Below are 26668 nucleotides of genomic sequence, written 5' to 3' on the forward strand. Positions count from 1 at the left end.
TAGCATGGCGCTTACAAGGAGACAAAACCATCATGTGCGACGCCAGCCATTCCCCCGCCGGAGCAGACCCCCGGCATGACGCCGATCCCGCCGAGACCGCCGAATGGCGCGACGGCCTGCAGTCCCTGGTCGAGGCCTCGGGCGCCGACCGGGCGGGCTATGTGCTGGACAACCTGCTGGGGCATGCCGCCACGCTGGGCCTGCGCGCCAACAGCCAGACGCGCACCGCCTACCTGAACACCATCCCCGCCGACCAGGAGCCGCCCTTCCCCGGCAACCTGGCGGTCGAGGAACGCATCGCCCGCATCAACCGCTGGAACGCGCTGGCCATGGTGGTGCGCGCCAACCAGGCGCATGGCGAACTGGGCGGCCACATCGCCAGCTACGCCTCGGCCGCCGACCTGTTCGAAGTGGGCTTCAACCACTTCTTCCGCGCCGCCGGCGCCGACGGCCCGGGCGACCTGGTCTACATGCAGCCGCACTCGGCGCCCGGCGTCTACGCCCGCGCCTACCTGGAAGGCTTCCTGAGCGATGACGACCTGGCCCACTTCCGCCAGGAAATCACCGCCACCACGCGCGGCCTGCGCGGCCTGTCGTCGTACCCGCACCCGTGGCTGATGCCGGATTTCTGGCAGTTCCCGACAGGCTCGATGGGCATCGGCCCCATCAACGCCATCTACCAGGCGCGCTTCATGCGCTACCTGGAACACCGCTCGCTGGTGCCGGGCGGCGACCGCAAGGTCTGGGGCATCTTCGGCGACGGCGAAATGGACGAGCCCGAATCGATCGCCGCGCTGACCCTGGCCGCGCGCGAAAAGCTCGACAACCTGGTGTTCGTGGTCAACTGCAACCTGCAGCGCCTGGACGGCCCGGTGCGCGGCAATGGCCGCATCATCGACGAACTCGAAACCCTGTACGCCGGCGCCGGCTGGAACGTCATCAAGCTGGTCTGGGGCAGCGACTGGGACGCCCTGCTGCGCCGTGACACCAACGGCGCCCTGGCGCGCGCTTTCGCCAACACGGTGGACGGCCAGTTCCAGACCTTCGCCGCCAATGACGGCGCCTTCAACCGCGCCCACTTCTTCAACCAGAATCCCGAGCTGGCCGCGCTGGTGGCCGACTGGACCGACGAGGCCATCGACCGCCTGCACCGCGGCGGCCACGACATGGTCAAGATCCATGCCGCGTACCACCGCGCCGCGCATCATCGCGGCCAGCCCACCGTGATCCTGGCGCAGACCAAGAAGGGCTTCGGCATGGGCACGGCCGGCCAGGGCAAGATGACCACCCACCAGCAGAAGAAGCTGGACGACGAGGCGCTGCTGGCGTTCCGCGACCGCTTCGCGCTGCCGATCTCCGACGCCGACTGCCTGGCGCTCAAGTTCTACCGTCCGGCCGAGGACAGCGCCGAGCTGCGCCACCTGCAGGCGCGCCGCGCCGCGCTGGGCGGCCACATCCCCCGGCGCCAGACGCAGGCGCCACGACTGGCGCCGCCGGCGGTCGATCAATGGGCCCGCTTCGCGCTCAGCGCCGACGGCAAGGAAATGTCGTCCACCATGGCCATCGTGCGCATGCTGACGGCGCTGCTGAAGGACCCGCAGGTCGGCCCGCGCATCGTGCCCATCGTCGCCGACGAAGCCCGCACCTTCGGCATGGCCAACCTGTTCCGCCAGATCGGCATCTATTCCGCGCAGGGCCAGCTGTACCAACCCGAGGACATCGGCTCGGTGCTGTACTACCGCGAGGCGCGTGACGGCCAGATCCTGGAAGAAGGCATCACCGAGGCCGGCGCGATCTCGTCGTGGACGGCGGCCGGCACCAGCTACTCGGTCAACGGCCTGCCGATGCTGCCCTTCTATATCTATTACTCGATGTTCGGCTTCCAGCGCATCGGCGACCTGATCTGGGCGGCGGCCGACCAGCGCACGCGCGGCTTCCTCATCGGCGCCACGTCCGGCCGCACCACGCTGGGCGGCGAAGGCCTGCAGCACCAGGACGGCTCCAGCCACATCATGGCCGCGGCCGTGCCCAACTGCCGCGCCTATGATCCGGCCTACGCCTACGAGGTCGCCGTGATCGTCGAGTACGGCATGCGCCGCATGCTGGACGAACAGCGCGATGAATTCTTCTACCTGACCGTCACCAACGAGAACCTGGCGCAGCCCGACCTGCCGCGCGACGGCGTCGCGGCCGAAGGCATCCTGCGCGGCATGTACCGCCTGCGGCCGGCCCGTCAGCAGGCCGCGGTGCGCCTGCTGGGCGCCGGCCCCATGCTGCGCGAAGCGGAAATGGCCGCCGAGCGGCTGCACGCGGAATACGGCGTCGATGCCGAAGTCTGGAGCGTGACCAGCTTCTCCGAACTGGCGCGCGACGGCCGCGAGGCCGAACGCGCCCGCGCGCTCGGCCTGGCCAGCGCGCCGGACGCGGACTGGGTGCGCGCCTGCCTGGGCGGCAGCGACGCGCCGGTGGTGGCCGCGACCGACTACGTGCGCGCCGTGCCCGAACAGATCCGCGCCTGGGTGCCCGCGCCCTACCGCACGCTGGGCACCGACGGCTTCGGCCGCAGCGACACCCGCGCCCGCCTGCGCGACTTCTTCGAAGTCAGCGCCGACTGGATCGTGCTGCACGCGCTGGACAGCCTGGGTCGGCAGGCGCAGGCCGACGCGTTGCGCCGGAAACTCGGCGCCGCCGACCGCGCCACGCCGCCCTGGGCGCAATAACGCCCTGAAAGCAAAGGAGAAAAGCCCCGGTCCGGGGCTTTTCCTTTTTTCACCGGCGTCATGGCAAGGCGCGCCGGCTTGATCAAAATCGGACGATCGCTGCGCTGCAGCAACCAATTCGCGCCGCTTTCTGTTGAAATACGGGTGTTCCCTAAGCATTTCCCAAAGAATACGGCGGGCCGCGAGCCCGCTTTTTGCTTTCCGTTTTTTATCTACAGTTAGCGCCGAAAAGGCTATATCCCATGGACGAAACCCTCACCAAAATGGCGTTGGATTACCACGCCTATCCCACCCCCGGCAAAATCTCGGTCACGCCGACCAAGACGCTCGCCAACCAGGACGACCTGTCGCTGGCGTACTCGCCCGGCGTGGCCGCCGCCTGCATGGCCATCTTCGACCAGGGCGACGACGCCGCGTCCAAGTACACCTCGCGCGGCAACCTGGTGGGCGTGATCACCAACGGCACCGCCGTGCTCGGCCTGGGCAACATCGGCCCGCTGGCCGCCAAGCCGGTCATGGAAGGCAAGGGCTGCCTGTTCAAGAAGTTCGCCGGCATCGACGTGTTCGACATCGAACTGGCCGAGAACGACCCCGACAAGCTGGTCGACATCATCGCCGCGCTCGAGCCCACGCTCGGCGGCGTCAACCTCGAGGACATCAAGGCGCCCGAGTGCTTCTACATCGAGAAGAAGCTGCGCGAGCGCATGAAGATCCCCGTCTTCCACGACGACCAGCACGGCACCGCCATCATCTCGTCGGCCGCCATCCTGAACGGCCTGAAGGTCGTGGGCAAGGACATCGGCTCGGTCAAGCTGGCCTGCTCGGGCGCCGGCGCCGCCGCCATCGCCTGCCTGGACCTGCTGGTGCACCTGGGCGTCAAGCGCGAGAACATCTACGTGGTGGATTCGCGCGGCGTGATCTGGGAAGGCCGCGATGAAAACATGGAAGCCAACAAGAAGCGCTACGCGCAGAAGACCGACGCGCGCACGCTGGCCGACGTGGTCAACGCCGCCGACGTGTTCCTGGGCTGCTCGACCGCCGGCGTGCTGACCGCCGACATGGTCAAGACCATGGCCGACCGTCCGCTGATCCTGGCGCTGGCCAACCCGGAACCGGAAATCCGCCCGGAAGTCGCCAAGGCCGCCCGCCCCGACTGCATCATCGCCACCGGCCGTTCGGACTACCCGAACCAGGTCAACAACGTGCTGTGCTTCCCCTTCATCTTCCGCGGCGCCATGGATGCCGGCGCCTCGCGCATCACCGAGGAAATGAAGCTGGCGTGCGTCAAGGCCATCGCCGAACTGGCGCAAGCCGAACAGAACGATGAAGTGGCCCGCGCCTACGCCGGCCAGGAACTGTCGTTCGGTCCCGACTACATCATCCCGAAGCCGTTCGATCCGCGCCTGATCGTCCAGATCGCCCCGGCCGTGGCCCAGGCCGCCGCCGACTCCGGCGTGGCCGCCCGTCCGATCGAGGACATCGAGGCCTACCGCCAGAAGCTGATGGGCTTCGTCTACCACTCGGGCCAGCTGATGCGCCCGCTGTTCGCCCAGGCCAAGAAGGCGCCCAAGCGCGTCATCTACGCCGACGGCGAAGACGAGCGCGTGCTGCGCGCGGTGCAGACCGTGGCCGACGAAAAGCTGGCGTTCCCGATCCTGATCGGCCGCCCGTCCGTGATCGAGATGCGCATCAAGAAGTTCGGCCTGCGCCTGGTGGCCGGCCAGCACTTCGAGATCGTCGATCCCGAAGACGACAGCCGCTTCAACGAAACCTGGACCGCGTACTACCAGCTCAAGGGCCGCGAAGGCGTGACTCCGGCCATCGCCAAGGCGATGATCCGCAAGCACAACACGCTGATCGGCGCGATGCTGCTGCGCCGTGGCGATGCCGACGCGCTGCTGTGCGGCGTGGCCAGCAAGTACGACAACCAGCTCAAGTACATCGACGAAATCATCGGCAAGAAGGAAGGCCAGACCTACGCCGCCCTGAACGTGCTGATGCTGCCCGACCAGACGCTGTTCGTCACCGACACCCACGTCAACGAGAACCCGTCGGCCGAGGAAGTGGCGAACATCACCATCCAGGCCGCCGACGAGATGCTGCGTTTCGGCGTGGTGCCCAAGATCGCCCTGCTGTCGCATTCGAACTTCGGCAGCCGCGTCACGGAATCGTCGCGCAAGATGGCCGCCGCGCGCCAGCTGGTGCAGGACCGCGCGCCCGACCTGGAAGTGGACGGCGAAATGCACGCCGACTCCGCCCTGTCGGAAAAGATCCGCGTGCAGGCCTACCCGGACAGCACCCTGAAGGGTCCGGCCAACCTGCTGGTCATGCCGACGCTGGACACCGGCAACATCACGTACAACATGCTGAAGATGACCGGCAGCAATGGCGTCGCGATGGGCCCGATCCTGCTGGGCGCCGCGCGTCCGGTGCACATCCTGACGACCAGCGCCACCGTGCGCCGCATCGTCAACATGACCGCCCTGGCCGTGGTCGATGCGCAGCAGGAAGCCGCCGAGGCCGCCAAGAAGCGCCGTTGATCGCATTGCACTGATCGGCAGGCACGGGACGCCCCACGGGGCGTCCTTTTTTTTGTGCGGCTTGATGGCGTGATGGTGCGCGGCGACGGGCGGATGGTAAAAACGGGGCGGAGATTCCCCTCGACCCTTTCCTTACTGGAGCCCGACCCTATGCTGCTCGACGCCTTCCTGGCCTGGTTTCACTTCCTGGCCATCTTCGTGCTGGTGGTGGTGCTGACCGCCGAAGCGGTGCTGCTGCGCCCCGACCTGACGCCGGCCACGCTCAAGCGCCTGGTGGTCTATGACCGCCTGTATCTGCTCAGCGCGATCCTGGTGCTGGTCACCGGCGTGCTGCGCCTGATGCTCGGCGCCAAGGGCGCGGCCTTCTACATGGGCAACCCGTGGTTCCACGCCAAGATCACGCTGTTCGTCATCATCGGCCTCTGTTCGGCCCCGCCCACGCTGGCCTTCCTGCGTTGGGCAAGACAGGCACGCCAGCAGCCCGCCTTCGTGCCGGACGCCGCGCAGATCAAGCGCGCGCGCCGCTGGGTGATGATCGAATCGCACCTGTTCATCTTCCTGCCGCTGTTCGCCGTGCTGATGGCGCGCGGCATCGGCGCGTAACGCGCGCCGCGACCCGCGCGGCCCGCCCTGCTCAGGGACAGCGCGCGCGGGTCGGCTGGGGCGCGTCGTCGCTCACGATGATGGTGGCGAAGTGGAACACGCCCACGGCGTCGTTCTTGACCACGTCGATGACCTCGCCCGACAGCGTCTGCCTCACCGACATGCCCTCGGGCACGTCGGCCTGGCCGTCGCGCCTGGCGACGTCGCCATTCCACGGACTCAGCACCAGCACGCCCGGGAACGGCTCGCGGCCATCGCCGCGGCCGCGCCGCATGGTCTGGACCTGCGTGCCGGCGGCGTAGCGGACGCCGCCGAAGGTCGTCGGGCAGGCCAATTCGGCATCGCTGACGCGCAGCAGGCGCCGCTCGCCATCGAGGTAGAGCCGGGGCTCGCTCAACGGCAATCCGAACACCTTGACCGCCACCGGATCCTTGACCTCGATGCGCCATTGGTCCGGGTCGCGCGAGCCATCGGTATAGACGGTGCCGCCCGATCCATACACGATGGAGCCGGGCGCAAGATCGAGCGCATCGACCCGGTTGCCCGGGCCCAGCACGCACGTGTTCAGCGCCTTCATGGCGCCATCCTGCATCACGTCGAACTCGATGTCCTGGGTGGCGTCGCACTGCCAGCCCTGCACCGCCTGGCTGCCGGCGCCCCGCAGCAGGACGGTGCGCGGATGCCGGCCGCGCAGCGCGTAGGTCTCGCTGTCGTACTCGGCGTCCAGATAGCGCCGCGCGCTCGACGCCTGCACGCCGTACATGGCCACCGGCCGCGGGAACTCGGCCTCGACGTAGGTCTCCAGTTGCCCCTCGTCCTGCAGCTTCAGGCGCGTGCCGGCCGGCATGGCAATGCCGCCCACCGTGGTCGTCGCCGCGAGGGTGACATTGCGGGCGGCCTCGGCGCGATCGCCTTCGCGCTCCACCTGCCAGATCACCGCCTGGACCCAGGCATAGAAGGCAAAGGGAACCGCCAGCACCACGAACAGCAGGCTGGAGGTCTTCCAGTACTTGCGCACCGTGCGGCGCGCGCCGCCGCTGGCGACCAGCACCAGTGCCCAGCCAAGCAGGATAAGCCCCGCCAGGAAGCCCAGGGAAACGAAGATATAGAAGCCCGCGGAGGGCAGTGCTATGGGAATCATGGCAAGGATGATAAACGCCAAAGCGCCCGGCCGCGACGGCGCGCTCGACGGCGGCGCGAGCAGGCAACAAAAAACCGCCCGAAGGCGGTTTCTTGTTCAAGCCAGGCAGCGTATCAACGCTTGTCCATCGGCGGCACGTCGCGCGTGACCGAACCGGTGAACAGCTGGCGCGGACGGCCGATCTTGTAATCGGGATCCGACAGCATTTCGTTCCACTGGGCGATCCAGCCCACCGTGCGGGCCAGCGCGAAGATGGCCGTGAACAGCGAGGTCGGGATGCCGATGGCGCGCTGGACGATACCCGAGTAGAAGTCCACGTTCGGGTACAGCTTGCGCTGCACGAAGTACGGATCCGACAGGGCGATGCGTTCCAGTTCCATGGCCAGCTTGAACAGCGGGTCGTTTTCCAGGCCCAGGGCCGAGAGCACTTCCTTGCACGTTTCCTGCATCAGCTTGGCGCGCGGGTCGTAGTTCTTGTAGACGCGGTGGCCAAAGCCCATCAGGCGCACGCCCGAGTTCTTGTCCTTGACCTTCTCCATGAACTCGCCGACCTTGGCGATGCCGCCGTTGGCTTGCAGCTCTTCCAGCATCTGCAGGCAAGCTTCGTTGGCGCCGCCGTGGGCCGGGCCCCACAGGCAAGCCACGCCGGCCGAGATGGCGGCGAACGGGTTGGTGCCCGACGAACCGCACAGGCGGACCGTGGAGGTCGAGGCGTTCTGCTCGTGGTCGGCGTGCAGGATGAAGATGCGGTCGAGCGCGCGCTCGACGACTTCATTGACCTTGTAGTCTTCGCACGGCGTGGCGAACATCATGCGCAGGAAGTTGCCCGTGTAGGACAGGTCGTTCTGCGGGTAGATGAACGGTTGGCCTTGCGAGTACTTGTACGCCATCGCGACCAGCGTCGGCATCTTGGCGATCAGGCGGATGGCCGAGATGTGGCGATGTTGCGGGTTCGTGATGTCGGTCGAGTCGTGGTAGAACGCCGACAGCGCGCCCACCAGGCCCGTCAGGACGGCCATCGGGTGGGCGTCGCGACGGAAGCCGCGCAGGAAGAAGTGCAGCTGTTCGTTGACCATCGTGTGATGGGTCACTTGCGAATCGAAGTCGGCCTTCTGTTCCTGGTTCGGCAGTTCGCCGTTCAGGATCAGGTAGCAGATGTCCATGAAGTCGCAATTGACGGCCAGTTGCTCGATCGGGTAGCCGCGGTACAGCAGCTCGCCCTTGTCGCCGTCGATGTAGGTGATGCCCGATTCGCAGGCGGCGGTCGACATGAAGCCGGGGTCAAACGTGAACATGCCCGTCTGGCCGTACAGCTTGCGGATGTCGATCACATCCGGACCGACCGTACCCTTGTAAACAGGGAACTCAATGGGTGCGCTGCCGTCCGAGAAGGACAGAGTGGCTTTTTTGTCAGACAGGTTCATGTTTTTTCCTCTCAATTAATCAGAGCGACCGCATCTGGCCGATGATGCCGCGGAGTCGGGGCGTGTCGAGTTCGCCCTCGAGTTCCTTGCGGGCCAGCAGCAGGTCGAGAAGATCGTTGTCTCCCAACTCGAAGAGCTGCGTCAATGCCGTCACGTCATCGTCGGTAAGCTCGGCTTCGTGGGCGTCGAGATACCGGGTGATGATCAAGTCGTTTTCGAGCAGGCCCCGGCGCGCCCGCCAACGCAGACGCGCCCGTTCCAGTTCAGTAAGCCTGCTCATCATTACACCTTAAATACACCAAACTACTAGACCGTCCGACGGACCATCAGTTCCTTGATCTTGCCAATGGCCTTGGTCGGGTTCAGCCCCTTGGGACAGACGTCGACGCAGTTCATGATGGTATGGCAACGGAACAGGCGGTACGGGTCTTCCAGGTTGTCCAGACGCTCGCCGGTGGCTTCGTCGCGGCTGTCGGCGATGAAGCGGTAGGCTTGCAGCAGGCCGGCGGGGCCGACGAACTTGTCCGGATTCCACCAGAACGACGGGCAGGAAGTGGAACAGCACGCGCACAGGATGCACTCGTACAGGCCGTCCAGCTCTTCGCGCGCCTCGGGCGACTGCAGGCGCTCTTTCTCGGGCGGCGGCGTGTCGTTGATGAGGTACGGGCGGATCGAGTGGTACTGGTTGAAGAAGTGCGTCATGTCCACGATCAGGTCGCGGATCACGGGCAGGCCCGGCAGCGGGCGCAGCACGATCGGTTCCTTCAGCTCGCGCAGGTTCGTCGTGCAGGCCAGGCCGTTCTTGCCGTTGATGTTCATGGCGTCCGAACCGCACACGCCTTCACGGCACGAGCGGCGCAGGGCCAGGCTGTCATCGACGTCGTTCTTGATGCGCACCAGCGCATCGAGCAGCATCTTGTCGGTGGGCTGGAGTTCGACTTCCAGCTTCTGCATGTACGGGCGCTCGTCCTTGTCCGGATCGTAGCGGTAGATTTCGAACTTGACGATTCTCTTGGTGCTCATAGTAGGCTCTATCCGGACTTAGAAGGTACGCGCCTTGGGCGGGAAGGACTCGACCGTCAGCGGCTTCATCTGCACAGGCTTGTAATCCAGGCGGCTGCCTTCGGAGTACCACAGCGTGTGCTTGAGCCAGTTCTCGTCGTCGCGGGTCGGGTGGTCGTCCAGCGCATGGGCGCCACGGCTTTCGGTGCGGTTGGCGGCCGACTTGATGGTGGCGCGGGCCACTTCGGTCATGTTGGCCAGTTCCAGCGCCTCGACGCGCGCGGTGTTGAACACCTTGGACTTGTCCTTGAAGTAGATGTTGTCGGCTTGCTTGGCCAGGTCTTCGATCTGGGTCACGCCTTCGTTCAGCAGTTCCAGCGTGCGGAACACGCCGCAGTGGCGCTGCATCGAGAAGCGGATGGCGTTGCCGATGTCCTGGGTCTTCTCGCCCGAAGTGCGCGATTCCAGCTTGTTGACGCGGTCCAGCGAGAATTCGACGGCTTGCTGCGGCACGGGCTGGTGCGCGTGCTGGCGTTCCGGATGCGAATTGACGATGTGGTTGCCGGTGGCGCGACCGAACACGATCAGGTCCAGCAGCGAGTTGGTGCCCAGGCGGTTGGCGCCGTGCACCGACACCGCGGCGCATTCGCCGATGGCGTACAGGCCGTTGACGATCTTGTTCTCGCCGTTTTCGCGCGTCAGCACCTGGCCGTGGTAGTTGGCCGGGATGCCGCCCATCTGGTAGTGGATGGTCGGGACGACGGGGATCGGTTCCTTGATCGGGTCGACGTTGCCGAACTTGATGGCGATTTCGCGGATCGAGGGCAGACGCTTGTTGATGACGTCGGCGCCGAGGTGATCGAGCTTGAGCACCACGTAGCTGCCGTCCGGACCGCAACCGCGGCCTTCCTTGATTTCCTGGTCCATCGAGCGCGACACGAAGTCACGCGGGGCCAGATCCTTCAGCGTGGGCGCGTAGCGTTCCATGAAACGCTCGCCGTCCTTGTTCAGCAGGATGCCGCCTTCGCCGCGCACGCCTTCGGTGATCAGCACGCCGGCGCCGGCCACGCCGGTCGGGTGGAATTGCCAGAATTCCATGTCCTGCAGCGGGATGCCCGCGCGGGCGGCCATGCCCAGGCCGTCACCGGTGTTGATGAAGGCGTTGGTGGACGCGGCCCAGATACGGCCGGCGCCGCCGGTGGCCAGCACCGTGGTCTTGGCTTCCAGGATGTAGATTTCGCCCGTTTCCATTTCGAGGGCGGTCACGCCCAGGACGTCGCCGGCTTCGTTGCGCAGCAGGTCCAGCGCCATCCATTCGACGAAGAACTGGGTGCGGGCGGCAACGTTGCGCTGGTACAGGGTGTGCAGCAGCGCGTGACCGGTACGGTCGGCAGCGGCACAGGCGCGCTGGACCGGCTTTTCACCGAAGTTGGCGGTGTGGCCGCCGAACGGACGCTGGTAGATGGTGCCGTCGGGGTTGCGGTCGAACGGCATGCCGAAGTGCTCGAGCTCGTACACGGCGTTCGGGGCTTCGCGGCACATGAATTCGATGGCGTCCTGGTCGCCCAGCCAGTCCGACCCCTTGACGGTGTCGTACATGTGCCAGTACCAGTTGTCTTCGCTCATGTTGCCCAGCGAGGCGCTCACGCCGCCTTGTGCGGCCACGGTGTGCGAACGCGTGGGGAACACTTTGGACAGCACTGCAACGGACAGGCCCGCTTGGGACAGTTGCAGCGAACAACGCATGCCGGCTCCGCCGGCGCCAACGACCACCACATCAAACTGGCGGCGCGGCAAGGATTTCAGGACAGAGACCACGGCTTAGATGCTCCAGAGGATTTGCGCGAAGTAAACGACCGTACCGATCAACCAGAGGATCGTCAGCACTTGCAGCAGCAGGCGCAGGCCCACCGGCTTGACGTAGTCCATCCAGATGTCGCGCACGCCAATCCAGGCATGCCAGGCCAACGCAAAGAAGGCAAGGGAGGCCAGGATCTGGCCAACCGGAATGAAGCCCACGTAGAAATTGAACAGCTTGACCCAGTGTTCGTACGTGAAGGCGGGCATCGTCAGGATGCCGATGAGCAGCACCAGCGTGTACACGGCCATGATGACGGCGGTGATGCGCTGGATGATGAAGTCCATGACGCCATAATGGGCGCCGACGACCAGGCGCTTGGGTCCGTAGTTTTTAGCGGCGGCCATTTACAGCACTCCGAACAGTTTGAGACCGAACACCAGCGTCAGCGCCAGGCTGACACCGAAGACCACGCCGGCGCTTTTCTTGGCCGACAGCTTGTCGATACCCAGGTGCAGGTCCAGCAGCAGGTAGCGGATGCCGGCACAGAAGTGGTGCAGGTAGCCCCAGATCAGGACCAGGAAGACCAGCTTGACGATCGGGTTGGCCGCGATGGAGGCGATCCATGCGAACGACTGCGGCGCGGCCACGCTCGCTGCGAACAGCGGAACGATGACCAAGGGCAAACAGAGGAACAGCAGTATGCCGCTGATGCGGTGCAGGATGGACAGCTTGCCGGCCAGGGGCAGGCGATAGGAGAACGCAACTTGGGCAAGCCCAATATTGCGAAACTGCGGACGTGGCTTGGCAGCGGTGTCGGACATGACGGCCTCGGTGTTTCGGAACTAGGGAATCGTGACGGCGCTAATGCCGTGGCCCTTGCGGGCAAACACGGTATTTTCGCCCAGAGATTGGGTTGGTATCAAATCGTAGATAAAAAGCTCATCAATTCAGACTATTGCGGTAGTGGTAGCGATCGGTCAAGTACAAGCCCCGGCGAATTTCCATGGGGCGGTCACCATACGTGTACGACACACGATCCACCTGCAACAACGGCGCGCCGGCGGCAACATTAAGCCACGTACAGACTTCGGCCGGCGCCGCCACGGCGCGCAGCTTTTCGTCCGCGCGCACCATGCTCACGCCGAACTCGGATTCAAACAGGCCATAGAGCGGCGCCTTGTTGGCGGTCAGCAGCTCCTGGGTGAGGCCGCGGAAGATCGATCCGGGCAGCCAGATGTCGTCCAGCACGGTGGGCACCTGCCCCATGCACAGCAGCCGGCGGATCGAGATCACGGTTTCGCCGGCGCGCAGATCGAGCGCGCGCGCGATCTCGGCCGGGGCGCGCAGGCGACGGCACTCGAGGATGCGGCTTTCCGCCCGCACGGCCTCGCCCTCTTCATCGGGGGCCAGGCGCAGGAAACGGTAGCGCACGCGGGCTTCATGGTGGGTGGCGACGAAGGTGCCCTTGCCCTGGCGACGCAGCAGCAAGTGTTCGGCGGCCAGCTCATCGACCGCCTTGCGCACCGTGCCCTGGCTCACCTGGAAACGGGCGGCCAGATCGATTTCGCTGGGGATGAGTTCGCCGGGCTTCCATTCGCCGCGGTCCAGGCTCTGCACGAGCAGGTCCTTGATCTGGCGGTACAGCGGACTGAAAGCGGCCCCCTCGCCCGTCGGACGGGCGGCGCGTGTGCGTAGGGGAGTTTCGGGCCGGGGGTCTGCCATGGATCGTCTTGGAAGTGTCATGTTCATCCGGAGAATGGAAAGGCAGCGCAAACGATGCGGTTTCCATTCGCATGCGCTGCTGCGTTGCCGGTGTTCTGGCCTGATACAGGCGCGCAGCCGGCGGTGCTGCGGCGCATTCGAACAAACGCTCTATTGTGGCATATCGGGGGCGGCGCTGTCCAACGTCTTATGTCTTATATAAGATATAAGATCAATTGACGCACCCGTAAATTAGTTCTAGGATTTCTGTCTGTCCGGCAACCTGTCCGCCCCTCGCGCGCGGAGGGTCTTCGCCGCTCAACGGATTACACTGATTGGTGAGATTTTTTTCTCGCCACACCATTACGGAGAACGTCCATGTCTAAGCCTGCCTTGCGTGTCGCCGTCACCGGCGCCGCCGGCCAAATCGGTTACGCCCTGCTGTTCCGCATCGCCTCCGGCGAAATGCTGGGCAAAGATCAGCCCGTCATTCTGCAACTGCTCGAAATCCCCGACGAGAAAGCGCAAAAGGCCCTGAAGGGCGTCATCATGGAACTGGATGACTGCGCCTTCCCGCTGCTGCAGGAAGTCACCGCCCACAGCGATCCGCGCACGGCGTTCAAGGACGCGGACGTGGCCCTGCTGGTCGGCGCCCGCCCGCGCGGCCCCGGCATGGAACGCAAGGACCTGCTGTCGGTCAACGCCCAGATCTTCACGGCCCAGGGCAAGGCCCTGAACGACGTCGCCAGCCGCAACGTCAAGGTCCTGGTGGTCGGCAACCCGGCCAACACCAACGCCTACATCGCCATGAAGTCGGCGCCGGACCTGCCCGCCAAGAACTTCACCGCCATGCTGCGCCTGGACCACAACCGCGCCCTGTCGCAACTGGCCGCCAAGTCGGGCAAGGCCGTGGCCGACATCGAGAAGCTGGTCGTGTGGGGCAACCACTCGCCCACCATGTACCCCGACTTCCGCTTCGCCACCGTCGGCGGCGAATCGCTGTCCAAGCTGATCAACGACGACGCCTGGAACCGCGACACGTTCATCCCCACCGTGGGCAAGCGCGGCGCCGCCATCATCGAGGCCCGTGGCCTGTCGTCGGCCGCCTCGGCCGCCAACGCCGCCATCGACCACGTGCGTGACTGGGTCCTGGGCAGCAACGGCAAGTGGGTCACCATGGGCATCCCGTCGGATGGCTCCTACGGCATCCCCGAAGGCATCATCTACGGCGTGCCGGTCACGACCGAAAACGGCGAATACAAGCGCGTCGAAGGCCTGGAAATCGACGCCTTCTCGCGTGAGCGCCTGGACTTCACGCTGAAAGAGCTCCTCGAAGAGCGCGACGGCGTCAAGGACCTGCTGAAGTAAGCAGTCATCAAGCAGAATTGGGCCCGTTGACGCGGGCCCAATTCGCAAGCGGACGGCGCGTCAACGGATGCGCCGTCCGCGGAACGCAAACCTGTCTCTTTGCGCCCGCGCAATGAATTGTCGCGAAGGGGACAGATTTACGTTCCGCGACCGCGGTAAGGTCGTGGCCAGGCGCCGGAGCCCGATCCGGCACGGCCACCCGCCGCAGGCCCGCAGACCCAGCCATCCCAGCCGGGGCAACGTCACGACACCCGGCCCTCTATAACGGAGACTCCTCATGTCCAGACCCGAATCCGCCGGCGCCCTGTTCCGCCGCGCGCTCGCCGAAGAAAGCCCGCTGCAGATCATCGGCGCCATCAACGCCAACCACGCCCTGCTGGCCAAGCGCGCCGGCTACCGCGCCATCTATCTTTCGGGCGGCGGCGTGGCGGCGGGTTCGCTGGGCCTGCCCGACCTGGGCATCAACACCATGGACGACGTGCTGACGGACGTGCGCCGCATCACCGACGTCTGCGACGTGCCGCTGCTGGTCGACATCGACACCGGTTTCGGCCCGTCGGCATTCAACATCGCCCGCACCGTCAAGAGCCTCATCAAGTTCGGCGCCGCCGCCTGCCACATCGAGGACCAGGTCGGCGCCAAGCGCTGCGGCCACCGCCCGGGCAAGGAAATCGTCAGCACCGAGGAAATGGCCGACCGCGTCAAGGCCGCGGCCGACGCCCGCACCGACAGCGACTTCTACCTGATCGCGCGCACCGACGCCATCGCCTCGCACGGCGTGGACGCCGCTATCGAGCGCGCGCTGGCCTGCGTCGAAGCCGGCGCCGACGCCATCTTCGCCGAAGCCGCCTACGACCTGCCGACCTACGACCGATTCGTCAAGGCCGTCAACGTGCCGGTGCTGGCCAACATCACCGAATTCGGCAAGACGCCGCTGTTCTCGGTGGAAGAGCTCAAGAGCGTGGGCGTGGGCATGGTGCTCTACCCGCTGTCGGCCTTCCGCGCCATGAACAAGGCCGCCGAGGCCGTCTACACCGCGATCCGCCGCGACGGCCACCAGAAGAACGTGGTCGACCTGATGCAGACGCGCGAAGAACTGTACGACCGCATCGGCTACCACGAATTCGAATCGCGCCTGGACGCCCTGTTCCAGAAGGGCAAGGCCTGAGCGCGCGCCACCGTATCCGGCGCCGCGGCAACCCCGCGGCGCCCCGCTTCCCCCATTGCATTGCATCGACCACCGCGAAAGGAAAGGAGTAGAGACATGAGCACGGCTCCCAAGAAGCAAGCAGCCAAGACGGACGCCCCCCCGGCCGCCAAGCCGGAAGAAAAGGCCGGCTTCAAGCCCAAGAAATCGGTCGCGCTGTCCGGCGTGGTCGCCGGCAACACCGCGCTGTGTACCGTCGGCCGCAGCGGCAACGACCTGCACTACCGCGGCTACGACATCCTGGACATCGCCCACACCAGCGAGTTCGAGGAAATCGCCCACCTGCTGGTCCACGGCAAGCTGCCCAACAAGGCCGAACTGAAGGCCTACAAGGAAAAGCTGCGCTCGCTGCGCGGCCTGCCGGTGCAACTGCAGGACGCGCTCGAAGCGCTGCCCGCCGCCAGCCACCCGATGGACGTGATGCGCACGGCCGTCTCGGTGCTCGGCTGCGTGCTGCCCGAGAAGGACGACCACAACCTGCCCGGCGCGCGCGACATCGCCGACCGCCTGATGGCCAACCTGGGCTCGGCCCTGCTGTACTGGTACCACTACAGCCACAACGGCCGCGTGATCGACGTGCAGACCGACGATGACAGCATCGGCGGCCACTTCCTGCACCTGCTGCACGGCGAGAAGCCGAGCGACGAATGGGTCAAGGCGATGCACATCTCGCTGAACCTGTACGCCGAGCACGAGTTCAACGCGTCCACCTTCACCGCCCGCGTCATCGCCGGCACCGGCTCGGACATGTTCTCGGCCATCACCGGCGCCATCGGCGCGCTGCGCGGCCCCAAGCACGGCGGCGCCAACGAGGTCGCCTTCGACGTGCAGAAACGCTACGAGACGCCCGACGAAGCCGAGGCCGACATCCGCCGCCGCGTCGAGGCCAAGGAAGTCATCATCGGCTTCGGCCACCCGGTCTACACCGTGTCCGACCCGCGCAACAAGGTCATCAAGGAAGTGGCCAAGAAGCTCTCCAAGAAGGCCGGCAGCACCAAGATGTTCGACATCGCCGAACGCCTTGAGACGGTCATGTGGGACATCAAGAAGATGTTCCCCAACCTGGACTGGTTCTCGGCCGTCAGCTACCACATGATGGGCGTGCCCACCGCCATGTTCACTCCGCTGTTCGTGATCGCGCGCACGGCGGGCTGGTCGGCCCACATCATCGAGCAGCGCGTCGACAACAAGATCATCCGCCCGACCGCCAACTACGTCGGCCCGGAAGATCAGAAGTTCGTGCCGATCGACAAGCGCAAGTAAGACGACGACATGGGCCTGCCGACGCCTTCCCCCGCGCCGCGCGGGCCCAGTGCCGCCTGTAAACACTCAGGAGAGGTACCAAATGTCTGCCCCGATCTCCAACGTCCGTCCCGAGCCCGACCAGGTCCTGGTCGATATCGCCGACTACGTACTGAACTATGAAATCCAGAGCGGCCTGGCCTACGAGACCGCTCGCAACTGCCTGATCGACACCCTCGGCTGCGGCCTGGAAGCGCTGGAATATCCGGCGTGCCGCAAGCTGCTGGGCCCGGTCGTCCCCGGCACCGTCGTGCCGCACGGCGCCAAGGTGCCCGGCACCCAGTTCCAGCTGGATCCGGTGCAAGCCGCGTTCAACATCGGCGCGATGATCCGCTGGCTCGATTTCAACGACACCTGGCTCGCCGCCGAATGGGGCCACCCGTCCGACAACCTGGGCGGCATCCTGGCCACCGCCGACTGGCTCTCGCGCACCGCCGTCGCCGCCGGCAAGCCGCCCCTGACGATGCGGGCCGTGCTGACCGGCATGATCAAGGCGCACGAGATCCAGGGCTGCATCGCGCTGGAAAACTCCTTCAACAAGGTCGGCCTGGACCACGTGGTGCTGGTCAAGGTGGCATCCACCGCCGTGGTGGCGCAGATGCTGGGCCTCACCCGCGACGAAGTCATCAACGCCGTCTCGCTGGCCTGGGTCGACGGCCAGAGCCTGCGCACCTATCGCCACGCCCCCAACACCGGCAGCCGCAAGAGCTGGGCCGCCGGCGACGCCACCAGCCGCGCCGTGCGCCTGGCGCTGATCGCCCGCACCGGCGAGATGGGCTACCCCTCGGTGCTGTCGGCCAAGACCTGGGGCTTCTACGACGTGCTGTTCAAGGGCCAGCCGTTCAGGTTCCAGCGCCCCTACGGCAGCTACGTCATGGAAAACGTGCTGTTCAAGATCTCGTTCCCGGCCGAGTTCCACTCGCAGACCGCGGTTGAATGCGCCATGCAGATCCACGACCGCCTGAAGACGCTGGGCAAGTCCGCCGACGACATCGCCAGCATCACCATCCGCACCCACGAGGCGTGCATCCGCATCATCGACAAGAAGGGCCCGCTGAACAATCCCGCCGACCGCGACCACTGCATCCAGTACATGGTCGCCGTCCCGATCCTGTTCGGCCGCCTGACCGCCGCCGACTACGAGGACGACGTCGCCGCCGACCCGCGCATCGACGCCCTGCGCGACAAGATCACCTGCGTCGAGGACCCGGCCTACACCCGCGACTATCACGACCCCGACAAGCGCTCCATCGCCAACGCCCTCACCGTCCGGTTCACCGACGGCACCCAGCTCGACGAGGTCGTCTGCGAATACCCCATCGGCCACAAACGCCGCCGCGCCGACGGCATCCCCCAACTGGAAGCCAAGTTCCGCACCAACCTCGCCCGCATCTTCCCCGCCCGCCAACAGTCCCGCATCCTGGAAGCCTCGCTGGACCAGAAAAAGCTGGAAGCGATGCCGGTCCACGAGTACGTCGACTTGTATGTGATCTAAGGCGACAAGCAAACACCTCCCCACCACCGCGCAGCGAACACCCTCCCGACGCAAACCACCACGTAAGTCAAGACCGGCCGCCCGCGCGGCCGGCCTTGACGGGCCCCGCAAACCTCTCCAGACCCCCACCGATCTGGCAGCGCACCATTTCTCGAAACCCGTAGCCCGTCGCGGTGGCGGTTTTGGGGGCGGGCAACCTCGATGCGCCCGACGGAAACCGAAGGGAGCCGAAGGCGGACGAGGTTGAGTAAGGGGCAGTCCGGAGCGAACGCTCCGGACCGCAATCGTGGGCGCCCGCCCCCAAAACCGCCACCGCGACGGGCGACCTACGAAGAACCACCCGCCCCCAGCAATTACAATCTCCCTTCCCCAAGAAAACAAAGACCGAACCCCACCATGTCCATGCTCTGGGTAAAAACCTTCCACATCGTCTTCATCGCCTCCTGGTTCGCCGGCCTGTTCTACCTGCCCCGCATCTTCGTGAACCTGGCCCAGCAATCGGATTCGGCCGTGCAGGTCACCCTGCTCGGCATGGCGCGCCGCCTCTACCGCTTCACCACCATCCTGGCGGTCGTGGCCGTGGCGCTGGGGATGTGGCTGTACCTGGGCTACGGCATCGGCGTCGGCCCCGGCAACGGCTGGATGCACGCCAAGCTCTTTTTCGTCCTGCTCGTCATCGGCTACCATCACGCCTGTGGCGTCATGCTGCGAAAATTCGAACAGGGCAAGAACACCCGTTCGCACAAGTTCTATCGCTGGTTCAACGAAGTTCCCGTCTTGCTGCTCTTGGTGGTGGTGGCGCTGGTCGTCGTCAAACCCTTCTGATTCCCCCTACCTTTGCACATTCGCCAGGATTCGTATGTCCGCTGATGACCAGGACCGCCCGCGCAAGACGCTGACGATCAAGAAGACCGCGCGCGACGCGCATGCCGAAGCCGCGCCCAAGCGCGTGCGCACCGGCGCCCGTGCCCGCCTGGTCGCCCAGAACGAGCGCGCCAAGGACAACGTCGAACGCCAGAAGGACCCCGAGGGCTACCAGCAGCGCCAGGCCGCCGCCCGCGCCACGCGCCGGCCGGACGACCGTGAACGCGGCGACGGCCCGCGCCGCGCAGACGGCCCCCGTGGCGACAATCCGCGTCGTGGCGACGGCCCGCGCAGCGACAGCCCGCGTCGCGGCGATGGCCCCCGCAGCGACAGTCCGCGTCGCGGCGATGGACCGCGCAACGACCGCCCCCGCCGTGGCGATGACGCCCGCAACGACAGTCCGCGTCGCGATGCCGCGCCGGCGCCGCGGTCGGGCCGCACGCCGCAGCGCGCGCCGCGCCTGGACGACCAGTACATCGCCCCGGCCACGCCCGCCGGCCGTTTCTACGATCCGTTCGAGGACGACGGCCCCGCGCCCGAGTTCGCGCCGGAACCCGATTACGACGACGACGCGCCGATCCATGCCGGCCCGGCCCGCGACGACAACGCGCCGCGCGACCACGCGCCCGCCGTCGAGATCCGCGAACGCCGCCCGCGCGAACCGCGCCAAGCAGAGCTTTTCAAGGTCTTCGCCCCCTGCCCGCAGGGCCTGGAAGAAGCCCTGACCGCCGAGATGCAGGCCCTGGGCTACGACGACGCCGAAGCCGGCCGCGCCGGCTGTTCCTTCACCGCCGACTGGACTGGCGTGCAGCGCGCCAACCTGTATTCGCGCCTGGCCACCCGCATCCTGGTGCAGGTTGCCCACGCCGAGATCTCGCACGAAGACGACATCCTCGACCTGGCCCGCGACACCCCCTGGGAACGCTGGTTCGGCGCCGAGCAGACGCTGCGCGTGGACACCTCGGCGATCAAGAGCCCGGTGCAGAGCCTGCAGTACTGCAACCTGCGCGCCAAGGACGGCATCTGCGACCGCTTGCGCGAGCTGGAAGGCGAACGCCCCAGCATCGACACGGTCCGCCCGGACGCGCGCGTGCACCTGTTCCTGACCGGTCACACCGCCACGCTGTACCTGGACACCTCGGGCGAATCGCTGTTCAAGCGCGGCTGGCGCCTGGACAAGGGCGACGCGCCGCTGCGCGAGAACCTGGCCGCCGGCATGCTGGCGCTGGCGGGCTGGGACCCGGCCGCGCCGCTGCTGGACCCGTTCTGCGGTTCCGGCACCATCCTGATCGAAGCCGCCTGGATCGCGCTGGGCGTGCCTCCCGGCATCTCGCGCCCGTTCGGCTTCGAGCGCCTGCGCGGCCACGACGCCTACCGCTGGCGCGACCTGAAGGACGACGCCCGCGCGCGCATCCTGCCGCAGCTGGACGCCCCGCTGGTCGGCTACGACCTGGACCCGCAGGCCATCGAATTCGCCCGCAACAACGCCGAACGCGCCTGGCTCACCGCCGACTCGATCCGTTTCGAGGTGGGCGACGCCCGCGAGGTGCAGGCGCCGGCCGACCATGGCTGGATCGTCACCAACCCGCCCTATGGCGAGCGCATGGCGACCGAGCAGGACGCCGACCTGTGGCGCGACTGGGCCACCTGCCTGAAGCGCAATTTCGCCGGCTGGCAGCTGCACGTCATCACCAGCGATCTGACCCTGCCCAACCAGATGCGCCTCAAGCCCAAGCGCCGCGTGCCGCTGCACAACGGCGCGCTGGACTGCCGCCTGTTCGGCTTCGAGCTGGTCGCCGCCGGCTACCGCGACGCCTGACGCGCCCCTCACGCCCGGGGCGGTTCTCCCCCGGGCGCCCTCCTTTTTTCTGCCGGCCGCGCGTTGTAAAAGCGCCGCAACATCGCGCCCGTATCTTTGCTTATGGTGCCCCGCGGCGCCGATTTGGGGCATCATCAGCACCAAGGTGTTGCCGATACGCACCAGGTGCTTGCACAGTTTCAGGGTTAACCCTATAATTCGGGTTATCCCTAGTAGCTAAACAACAGTGCAAGCCCGTGGAGGCTATTGTGATCAACCCGAACAACACCATCCGCCTGACCGACGAACTCGAGCGTCAACTGATGCTCCAGGCTATTGAAGAACAGTTCCGCCCGCACCCGATGCGTGCGTTGGCCGCAGGCCTGCGTAAGCTGGCCCACGGCGTCCGTGCCCTGGCTGGCAAGACGAGCGCCAAGAACGCGCACTCCGCCGCCTGAAGCAGGACCCAGGCCTTCGGGCCTGAACGATTTCCCCTTGGGGGCTGCATAGCCCCTTTTATAGACCCGCCCTTACCGGCGGGTTTTTTTTATGGTCGGCACCGGGAAGCCGTCAACCCACCGGGCGGCGGCTTTGTCGGATAATACCGACCCATGACAGACGCCTTCCTCGACCAGACCCCCAACCGGCTGCGCCGGTTCGCCTGCATGATGTACGAAGCCGTGCTGCTGTTCGGCGTCGTGTTCCTGGCCGGCTACCTGATGGATACGCTGACCCAGAGCCGCAACGCGCTGGCATTGCGGCCGCTGCGCCAGGCCTGGCTGTTCGTGGCGATCGGCGCCTATTTCGTGCTGTGCTGGCGCCGCCGCGGCCAGACGCTGCCGATGAAGACCTGGAACATCCGCCTGGTCGATCGCGACGGCAACCCGCCCTCCACCGCGCGCCTGATCCTGCGCTACGTGCTGGCCTGGCCGCTGGTGCTGGCCGGCGCCGCCGTGGTCTGGGCCGCCGCCAGCGCCACCGGCTGGCCGTCGATGGATATGTTCATCGTGGCCGCGCCGTTCACGATCTTCCTCTGGTCGTGGGTCGATCCGGACGGCCAGTTCCTGCACGACCGCCTGCTCGGCACCCGCCTGCGCAACGCGCCGCAGCGCAAGAAAGCGCGTTGAACCAGATGACCGCGCACGGCTGACCGCGCGCTGAACATACCTGCTTACAACTGGCAAAATCGTGCGGCGAATTTGGTGCTTGCTTTCAGAAAGTTGAAAGTCGCGCGCAAAGACAATGGGGCCCCTTTCATAGACGCTCCAATAACTAATCATGCGCGCACTCCTCTCCCGCCTGTCGCTGGCCGCCGCCAGTGCCCTCCTGTTCCTGCCGTTCGGCGCCTCGGCCCAGAACGCCGCCGCGCAACAGGAGATCGAAGCCGCGATGAAGGCGGCCTACGCGGCCGCCCAGGAAGGCCCGGCCGACGTGAAGCTGGGCGACCAGGCCGTGGTGCACCTGCCCGAATCGATGTTCTTCGTGCCGCGCATCCAGGCCGACCGCCTGATGGCCGCCTATGGCAACGGCAAGGACCCGTCGCTGCTGGGCGTGGTCATGCCCAAGAGCGACGATGACGACTGGGTCATCACCGTCAACTTCGACAAGGCCGGCTACATCAAGGACGACGACGCCAAGAACTGGAACGTCAGCGAGCTGCTGGACAGCCTGCGCGACGGCACCGAGGAGTCCAACGTCGAGCGCAAGAAGCGCGGCTTCCCCGAACTGGTCATGGACGGCTGGGTCGAGGCGCCCAAGTACGACAGCAACACCCAGCGCCTGGTCTGGTCGGTCGCCGTCAAGCACAAGGGCGAGTCCGCCAACGACAACCCCACGGTCAACTACAACACCTATGCGCTGGGCCGCGACGGCTACATCACGCTGGACCTGATCACGCAGAAGAACCTGGTGCCGAAGGACAAGACCGCCGTGCTGACCCTGCTGGACAACCTCAAGTACGTCGAAGGCAAGCGCTACGCCGACTTCAACTCGTCCACCGACAAGGTCGCCGAATACGGCCTGGCCGCGCTGGTCGCGGGCGTGGCCGCCAAGAAGCTGGGCCTGTTCGCCGTGATCGCCGCGTTCCTGGCCAAGTTCGCCAAGGTCGGCATCCTCGCCGCCGCGGCGCTGGGCGGCGGCCTGTGGAAGCGCTTCCGCGGCAAGAAGGCCGACCAGCAACAGTCGTAAGCAATGAAGCTGCTCCTGCTGCTGTTTTCCGGTCTCAAGTACCTGAAATTCGGCAAGCTGTTCGCCACCGGCGGCACCATGCTGCTGTCGGTGGCGGTCTACGCCTTCATCTTCGGCTGGCGCTACGCGGCGGGCTTCGTGCTGTTGCTGCTGGTGCATGAACTGGGCCACTACATCGCGGCGCGACAGCGCGGGCTGGATGTGGGCGCGCCGGTGTTCATCCCGTTCGTCGGCGCCTGGATCCAGCTCAAGGACATGCCGCACGATGCCGACACCGAGGCCTACGTGGGCCTGGGCGGCCCGCTGGCGGGCACGGTGGCGTCGCTGGCCTGCTACTTCGCGGCGCGCAGCACCGGCAGCGACCTGCTGCTGGCGCTGTCCTACGCAGGCTTCTTCATCAACCTGTTCAATCTGATCCCGCTGTCGCCGTTCGACGGCGGCCGCATCACCGCGGTGCTGTCGCCGCGCATCTGGCTGGTGGGCGTGCCGGTGCTGGTGGCGCTGTTCTTCTGGCGCCCCAGCCCGATCCTGATCCTGGTGGCCGTGCTGGCCTTTCCCAACGTGGTGCGGGCCTTCAAGTACGATCCGTCGCTGCCCGAGAACCAGGCCTATTACGGCACCACGCTGGAAAGCAAGCTGACCTACACCTGCGCCTACCTGGGCCTGGTCTGCGTGCTGGCCATCATGGCCCACGACGTGCACGACATGCTGGGCCACCTGCGCGGCTGAGCCCGCCTGTTTGACGGCCGTCACCGCCGGCGCGGCGATGGCCGTCACAACAGCGTCACTTTTTTTTCATGTCACGGTCATCGCGGGATGGTTTCATTCCCAGGCATGACGACAGCCCCCATGGATAGCACCGTGAACGAAATCCGCCCCACGCACTGGCGCGCTCTCTGGATTTCCGACATTCACCTGGGCACCGCCGGGTGCAAGGCGGAGTTCCTGCTGGATTTCCTCGAGCACAACGATTCCGACACCCTGTACCTGGTCGGCGACATCGTCGACGGCTGGCAGCTGCGCAAGCACTGGCACTGGCCTCGGGCCCACAACGATGTGATCCAGCGCATCCTGCGCAAGGCCCGCAACGGCACCCGGGTGGTGTTCATCCCCGGCAACCATGACGAGTTCGCGCGCGAGTTCGCCGGTTATGCCTTCGGCGACATCGAGATCCTGGACGAGGACGTGCACGTGACCGCCAAGGGCCTGCGCCTGCTGGTGCTGCACGGCGACCAGTTCGACGGCGTGATCCAGCACAGCCGCTGGCTGGCGCACCTGGGCGACGGCCTCTACCAGCTGGCGCTGTGGATCAACCACCACTTCAATCGCCTGCGCCACCGCATGGGCCTGCATTACTGGTCGCTGTCGCAATACCTCAAGCACAAGGTCAAGAATGCGGTGTCGTTCATCACCGACTTCGAGGAGGCGCTGGCCGGCGAGGCCCGCCGCCGCGGCCTGGACGGGGTGGTCTGCGGCCACATCCACAAGGCCGAGCTGCGCGACGTCGGCGGCATCCTGTACTGCAACGACGGCGACTGGGTGGAAAGCCTGTCGGCCCTGGCCGAGACCCATGACGGCCAGCTGCAGCTGCTGGACTGGGCCGCGATCCAGGCCGAGCGCCAGGCCGACCCGGCGCAACGCAAACCCCGTTCGCTGTCCCTGCCGGCGCTGCCGTCGGCACTGCGCCGCCAGGGCAAACACCCGTGATAACCCTTATACGTCCCCGTTACGCAACGGGGATATTGCAGTTCACGGCCCTCTAGGTCATGCTTGCAATTGGGGCAACGGGCAAAAACTGACCCGTTCACGCTGCAACATGCTTACAACATAGGGCCATGAACGACCAATATCAGGTGCTCTACCAAACATTCCGCTGGCTGGTTCCCACCCAGTTCAACATAGCGGAAGCGTGCTGCCACCGCTGGGCATCCAGTAGTCCGGATGCGCGGCGCATCGCCATCTACTACGAAGATGAAGCCGGCAACCGCGAGGTCTGGACCTATGCGCGGCTGGCCGAGGCCGCCAATCAGCTGGCCAATGGCCTGGTGAAGATGGGCGTGGGCCGGGGCGACCGGGTAGGTGTGGTTTTGGGACAACGCCCGGAGACCGTGGTCGCCCACATGGCCATCTACAGCGTGGGCGCGGTGGTGCTGCCGCTGTCGGCGCTGTTCGGCCCGGAAGCCCTGCAGAGCCGCCTGTGCGATTCGGAGACCCGCGTCGCCATCGTCGACCATGCCTCCAGCGCCAATCTGCTGGCCGTCAGCGACCATTGCCCCAACCTGCAGCAGATTATCGGCATCGGCTTCGCCGACGAGCGTGTCCTGCCCTGGCGCAGCCTGCTGGCGCGCCAACCCAGTGAATTCAAGCCGGTGCCGACGCGTTCGTCGGACCCCGCCATCCTGCTCTATACCTCCGGCACCACCGGCGCGCCCAAGGGCGCCCTGCTGCCGCACAGCGCGCTGATCGGCAACCTGCCGGGCTTCGTGGCCTCGCAGGACTGGTTCCCGCGCCCCGCCGACGTGTTCTGGTCGCCCGCCGACTGGTCCTGGACCGGCGGCATGATGGACGCGCTGCTGCCGACGCTGTATTTCGGCCACCCCATCGTCGGCACCCGCGGCCGTTTCTCGGTCGAGCGCGCCTTCGAGCTGCTGGAACGCTACCAGGTCACCAACACTTTCCTGTTCCCGACCGCGCTGAAGATGATGATGAAGGCCGTGCCGGAGCCTCGCAATCAGTACCAGCTGGCCCTGCGCTCGATCATGAGCGCCGGCGAAAGCGTCGGCGAGACCGTCTTCGAATGGTGCCGGTCCGCGCTGGGCGTGACGCCCAACGAGATGTTCGGCCAGACCGAAATGAATTACGTGGTCGGCAACAGCCAGAAGCGCTGGCCGGCCAAGCCGGGCAGCATGGGCCGGCCCTACCCCGGCCATCGCGTGGCGGTGCTGGACGACGCCGGCCAGCCGGTGGCGGCCGGAGAAACCGGCGAGATCGCCGTGAATCGCTACGACATCCATGGCTTTCCCGACCCGATCCTGTTCCTGGGCTACTGGCGTAACGAAGCCGCCACCCAGGCCAAGTTCAAGGGCGACTGGTGCCTGACGGGCGACCTGGCCCGGATCGACGCCGACGGCTACCTCTGGTACGCCGGCCGCGCCGATGACGTGTTCAAGTCGTCCGGCTACCGCATCGGTCCCGGCGAGATCGAGAGCTGCCTGATCGGGCACCCGGCCGTGGCCAATGCCGCGGTGGTGCCCAAGCCGGACGCCGAGCGCGGCGCGGTGGTCAAGGCCTACGTCGTGCTGACGCCCGAATTCGCCCAGCGCGACCGCAGCGACATCATCGAGAACCTGCAGGAACACGTGCGCGAGCGCCTGGCGCCCTACGAGTACCCGAAGGAAATCGAGTTCGTCGACGAATTGCCCATGACCACCACCGGTAAAATCCAGCGTCGCATCCTGCGCCTGCGCGAAGAAGAACGCGCGCAAGCGTCCAGGCCCCAATGACGCGGGCGGGTC

General features: G+C 66.2%; 23 protein-coding genes. 15 read left to right on the forward strand and 8 right to left on the reverse strand.

Annotated features, from left to right (window positions below):
- Positions 1–32: 32 nt before the first annotated feature.
- The 3 genes from mdeB (at position 33) to I6I07_RS31055 (ending at position 5863) form a co-directional block, all read left to right on the forward strand.
- Entirely contained in the window at positions 33–2720 is a 2688-nt protein-coding gene (mdeB, locus tag I6I07_RS31045) for an alpha-ketoglutarate dehydrogenase (RefSeq protein ID WP_198485003.1), read from the forward strand.
- A 242-nt stretch (positions 2721–2962) separates the two neighbouring features.
- The gene (locus tag I6I07_RS31050) at positions 2963–5260 is read left to right on the forward strand and encodes an NADP-dependent malic enzyme (protein ID WP_198485005.1); all 2298 of its coding nucleotides are present in this window, start codon (positions 2963–2965) and stop codon (positions 5258–5260) included.
- 150 nt (positions 5261–5410) lie between these two features.
- Positions 5411–5863, forward strand: coding sequence for a DUF2214 family protein (locus I6I07_RS31055; RefSeq protein ID WP_198485008.1), 453 nt, complete (start codon positions 5411–5413; stop codon positions 5861–5863).
- A gap of 31 nt (positions 5864–5894) precedes the next feature.
- Here the strand turns inward: I6I07_RS31055 and I6I07_RS31060 are convergent, their stop codons facing one another.
- The 8 genes from I6I07_RS31060 to I6I07_RS31095 form a co-directional block, all read right to left on the reverse strand.
- The gene (locus I6I07_RS31060; protein WP_198485011.1) at positions 5895–7004 is read right to left on the reverse strand and encodes a hypothetical protein; all 1110 of its coding nucleotides are present in this window, start codon (positions 7002–7004) and stop codon (positions 5895–5897) included.
- 113 nt (positions 7005–7117) lie between these two features.
- On the reverse strand, positions 7118–8428 hold the full coding sequence (locus tag I6I07_RS31065) for a citrate synthase (protein WP_006393556.1): 1311 nt from the start codon (positions 8426–8428) through the stop codon (positions 7118–7120).
- Positions 8429–8447: 19 nt separating this feature from the next.
- Positions 8448–8708 (reverse strand): succinate dehydrogenase assembly factor 2, encoded by a 261-nt coding sequence (locus tag I6I07_RS31070; protein ID WP_054429697.1) that lies wholly within the window; start codon positions 8706–8708, stop codon positions 8448–8450.
- 26 nt (positions 8709–8734) lie between these two features.
- The gene (locus tag I6I07_RS31075; protein ID WP_006389365.1) at positions 8735–9451 is read right to left on the reverse strand and encodes a succinate dehydrogenase iron-sulfur subunit; all 717 of its coding nucleotides are present in this window, start codon (positions 9449–9451) and stop codon (positions 8735–8737) included.
- A gap of 18 nt (positions 9452–9469) precedes the next feature.
- Positions 9470–11248: a succinate dehydrogenase flavoprotein subunit gene (sdhA, locus tag I6I07_RS31080; protein WP_198485014.1), complete on the reverse strand. Its 1779-nt coding sequence runs from the start codon at positions 11246–11248 to the stop codon at positions 9470–9472.
- Between the two features lie 3 nt (positions 11249–11251).
- Entirely contained in the window at positions 11252–11635 is a 384-nt protein-coding gene (gene sdhD / locus I6I07_RS31085; protein ID WP_006393552.1) for a succinate dehydrogenase, hydrophobic membrane anchor protein, read from the reverse strand.
- Positions 11636–12052, reverse strand: a complete 417-nt coding sequence (sdhC, locus tag I6I07_RS31090; RefSeq protein WP_006393551.1) for a succinate dehydrogenase, cytochrome b556 subunit — start codon at positions 12050–12052, stop codon at positions 11636–11638. It lies immediately after the preceding gene.
- 121 nt (positions 12053–12173) lie between these two features.
- A complete protein-coding gene (locus I6I07_RS31095) occupies positions 12174–12953 on the reverse strand; it encodes a GntR family transcriptional regulator (protein WP_104021582.1) in 780 nt (259 codons plus the stop codon).
- Between the two features lie 357 nt (positions 12954–13310).
- Between I6I07_RS31095 and I6I07_RS31100 the strand changes: the two genes are divergently transcribed.
- The 12 genes from I6I07_RS31100 (at position 13311) to I6I07_RS31155 (ending at position 26656) form a co-directional block, all read left to right on the forward strand.
- A complete protein-coding gene (locus I6I07_RS31100; protein WP_054429535.1) occupies positions 13311–14300 on the forward strand; it encodes a malate dehydrogenase in 990 nt (329 codons plus the stop codon).
- A gap of 277 nt (positions 14301–14577) precedes the next feature.
- Complete coding sequence (prpB, locus tag I6I07_RS31105) at positions 14578–15468, forward strand: methylisocitrate lyase (RefSeq protein WP_006393548.1); 891 nt, start codon at positions 14578–14580, stop codon at positions 15466–15468.
- Positions 15469–15564: 96 nt separating this feature from the next.
- A complete protein-coding gene (gene prpC / locus I6I07_RS31110; RefSeq protein ID WP_198485017.1) occupies positions 15565–16770 on the forward strand; it encodes a bifunctional 2-methylcitrate synthase/citrate synthase in 1206 nt (401 codons plus the stop codon).
- 82 nt (positions 16771–16852) lie between these two features.
- Positions 16853–18304, forward strand: coding sequence for a bifunctional 2-methylcitrate dehydratase/aconitate hydratase (locus I6I07_RS31115; protein ID WP_198485019.1), 1452 nt, complete (start codon positions 16853–16855; stop codon positions 18302–18304).
- 396 nt (positions 18305–18700) lie between these two features.
- Positions 18701–19129: a CopD family protein gene (locus tag I6I07_RS31120; RefSeq protein WP_006384749.1), complete on the forward strand. Its 429-nt coding sequence runs from the start codon at positions 18701–18703 to the stop codon at positions 19127–19129.
- A gap of 34 nt (positions 19130–19163) precedes the next feature.
- Complete coding sequence (locus tag I6I07_RS31125) at positions 19164–20987, forward strand: THUMP domain-containing protein (protein ID WP_198485022.1); 1824 nt, start codon at positions 19164–19166, stop codon at positions 20985–20987.
- A gap of 248 nt (positions 20988–21235) precedes the next feature.
- Entirely contained in the window at positions 21236–21424 is a 189-nt protein-coding gene (locus tag I6I07_RS31130) for a hypothetical protein (RefSeq protein WP_006393542.1), read from the forward strand.
- A gap of 153 nt (positions 21425–21577) precedes the next feature.
- Positions 21578–22093 carry an RDD family protein gene (locus I6I07_RS31135; RefSeq protein ID WP_198485025.1) on the forward strand — a complete coding sequence of 172 codons (516 nt, stop codon included), beginning with the start codon at positions 21578–21580 and terminating at the stop codon, positions 22091–22093.
- A gap of 151 nt (positions 22094–22244) precedes the next feature.
- On the forward strand, positions 22245–23153 hold the full coding sequence (locus tag I6I07_RS31140) for a DUF2167 domain-containing protein (RefSeq protein WP_198485028.1): 909 nt from the start codon (positions 22245–22247) through the stop codon (positions 23151–23153).
- 3 nt (positions 23154–23156) lie between these two features.
- Positions 23157–23882: a site-2 protease family protein gene (locus tag I6I07_RS31145; RefSeq protein WP_116522753.1), complete on the forward strand. Its 726-nt coding sequence runs from the start codon at positions 23157–23159 to the stop codon at positions 23880–23882.
- Between the two features lie 105 nt (positions 23883–23987).
- The gene (locus tag I6I07_RS31150) at positions 23988–24860 is read left to right on the forward strand and encodes a UDP-2,3-diacylglucosamine diphosphatase (RefSeq protein WP_116522752.1); all 873 of its coding nucleotides are present in this window, start codon (positions 23988–23990) and stop codon (positions 24858–24860) included.
- Between the two features lie 128 nt (positions 24861–24988).
- The gene (locus tag I6I07_RS31155; protein WP_198485031.1) at positions 24989–26656 is read left to right on the forward strand and encodes an acyl-CoA synthetase; all 1668 of its coding nucleotides are present in this window, start codon (positions 24989–24991) and stop codon (positions 26654–26656) included.
- Positions 26657–26668: the final 12 nt, after the last annotated feature.

The sequence above is a fragment of the Achromobacter deleyi genome (assembly GCF_016127315.1).
Taxonomy (GTDB): Bacteria; Pseudomonadota; Gammaproteobacteria; order Burkholderiales; family Burkholderiaceae_B; genus Achromobacter; species Achromobacter insuavis_A.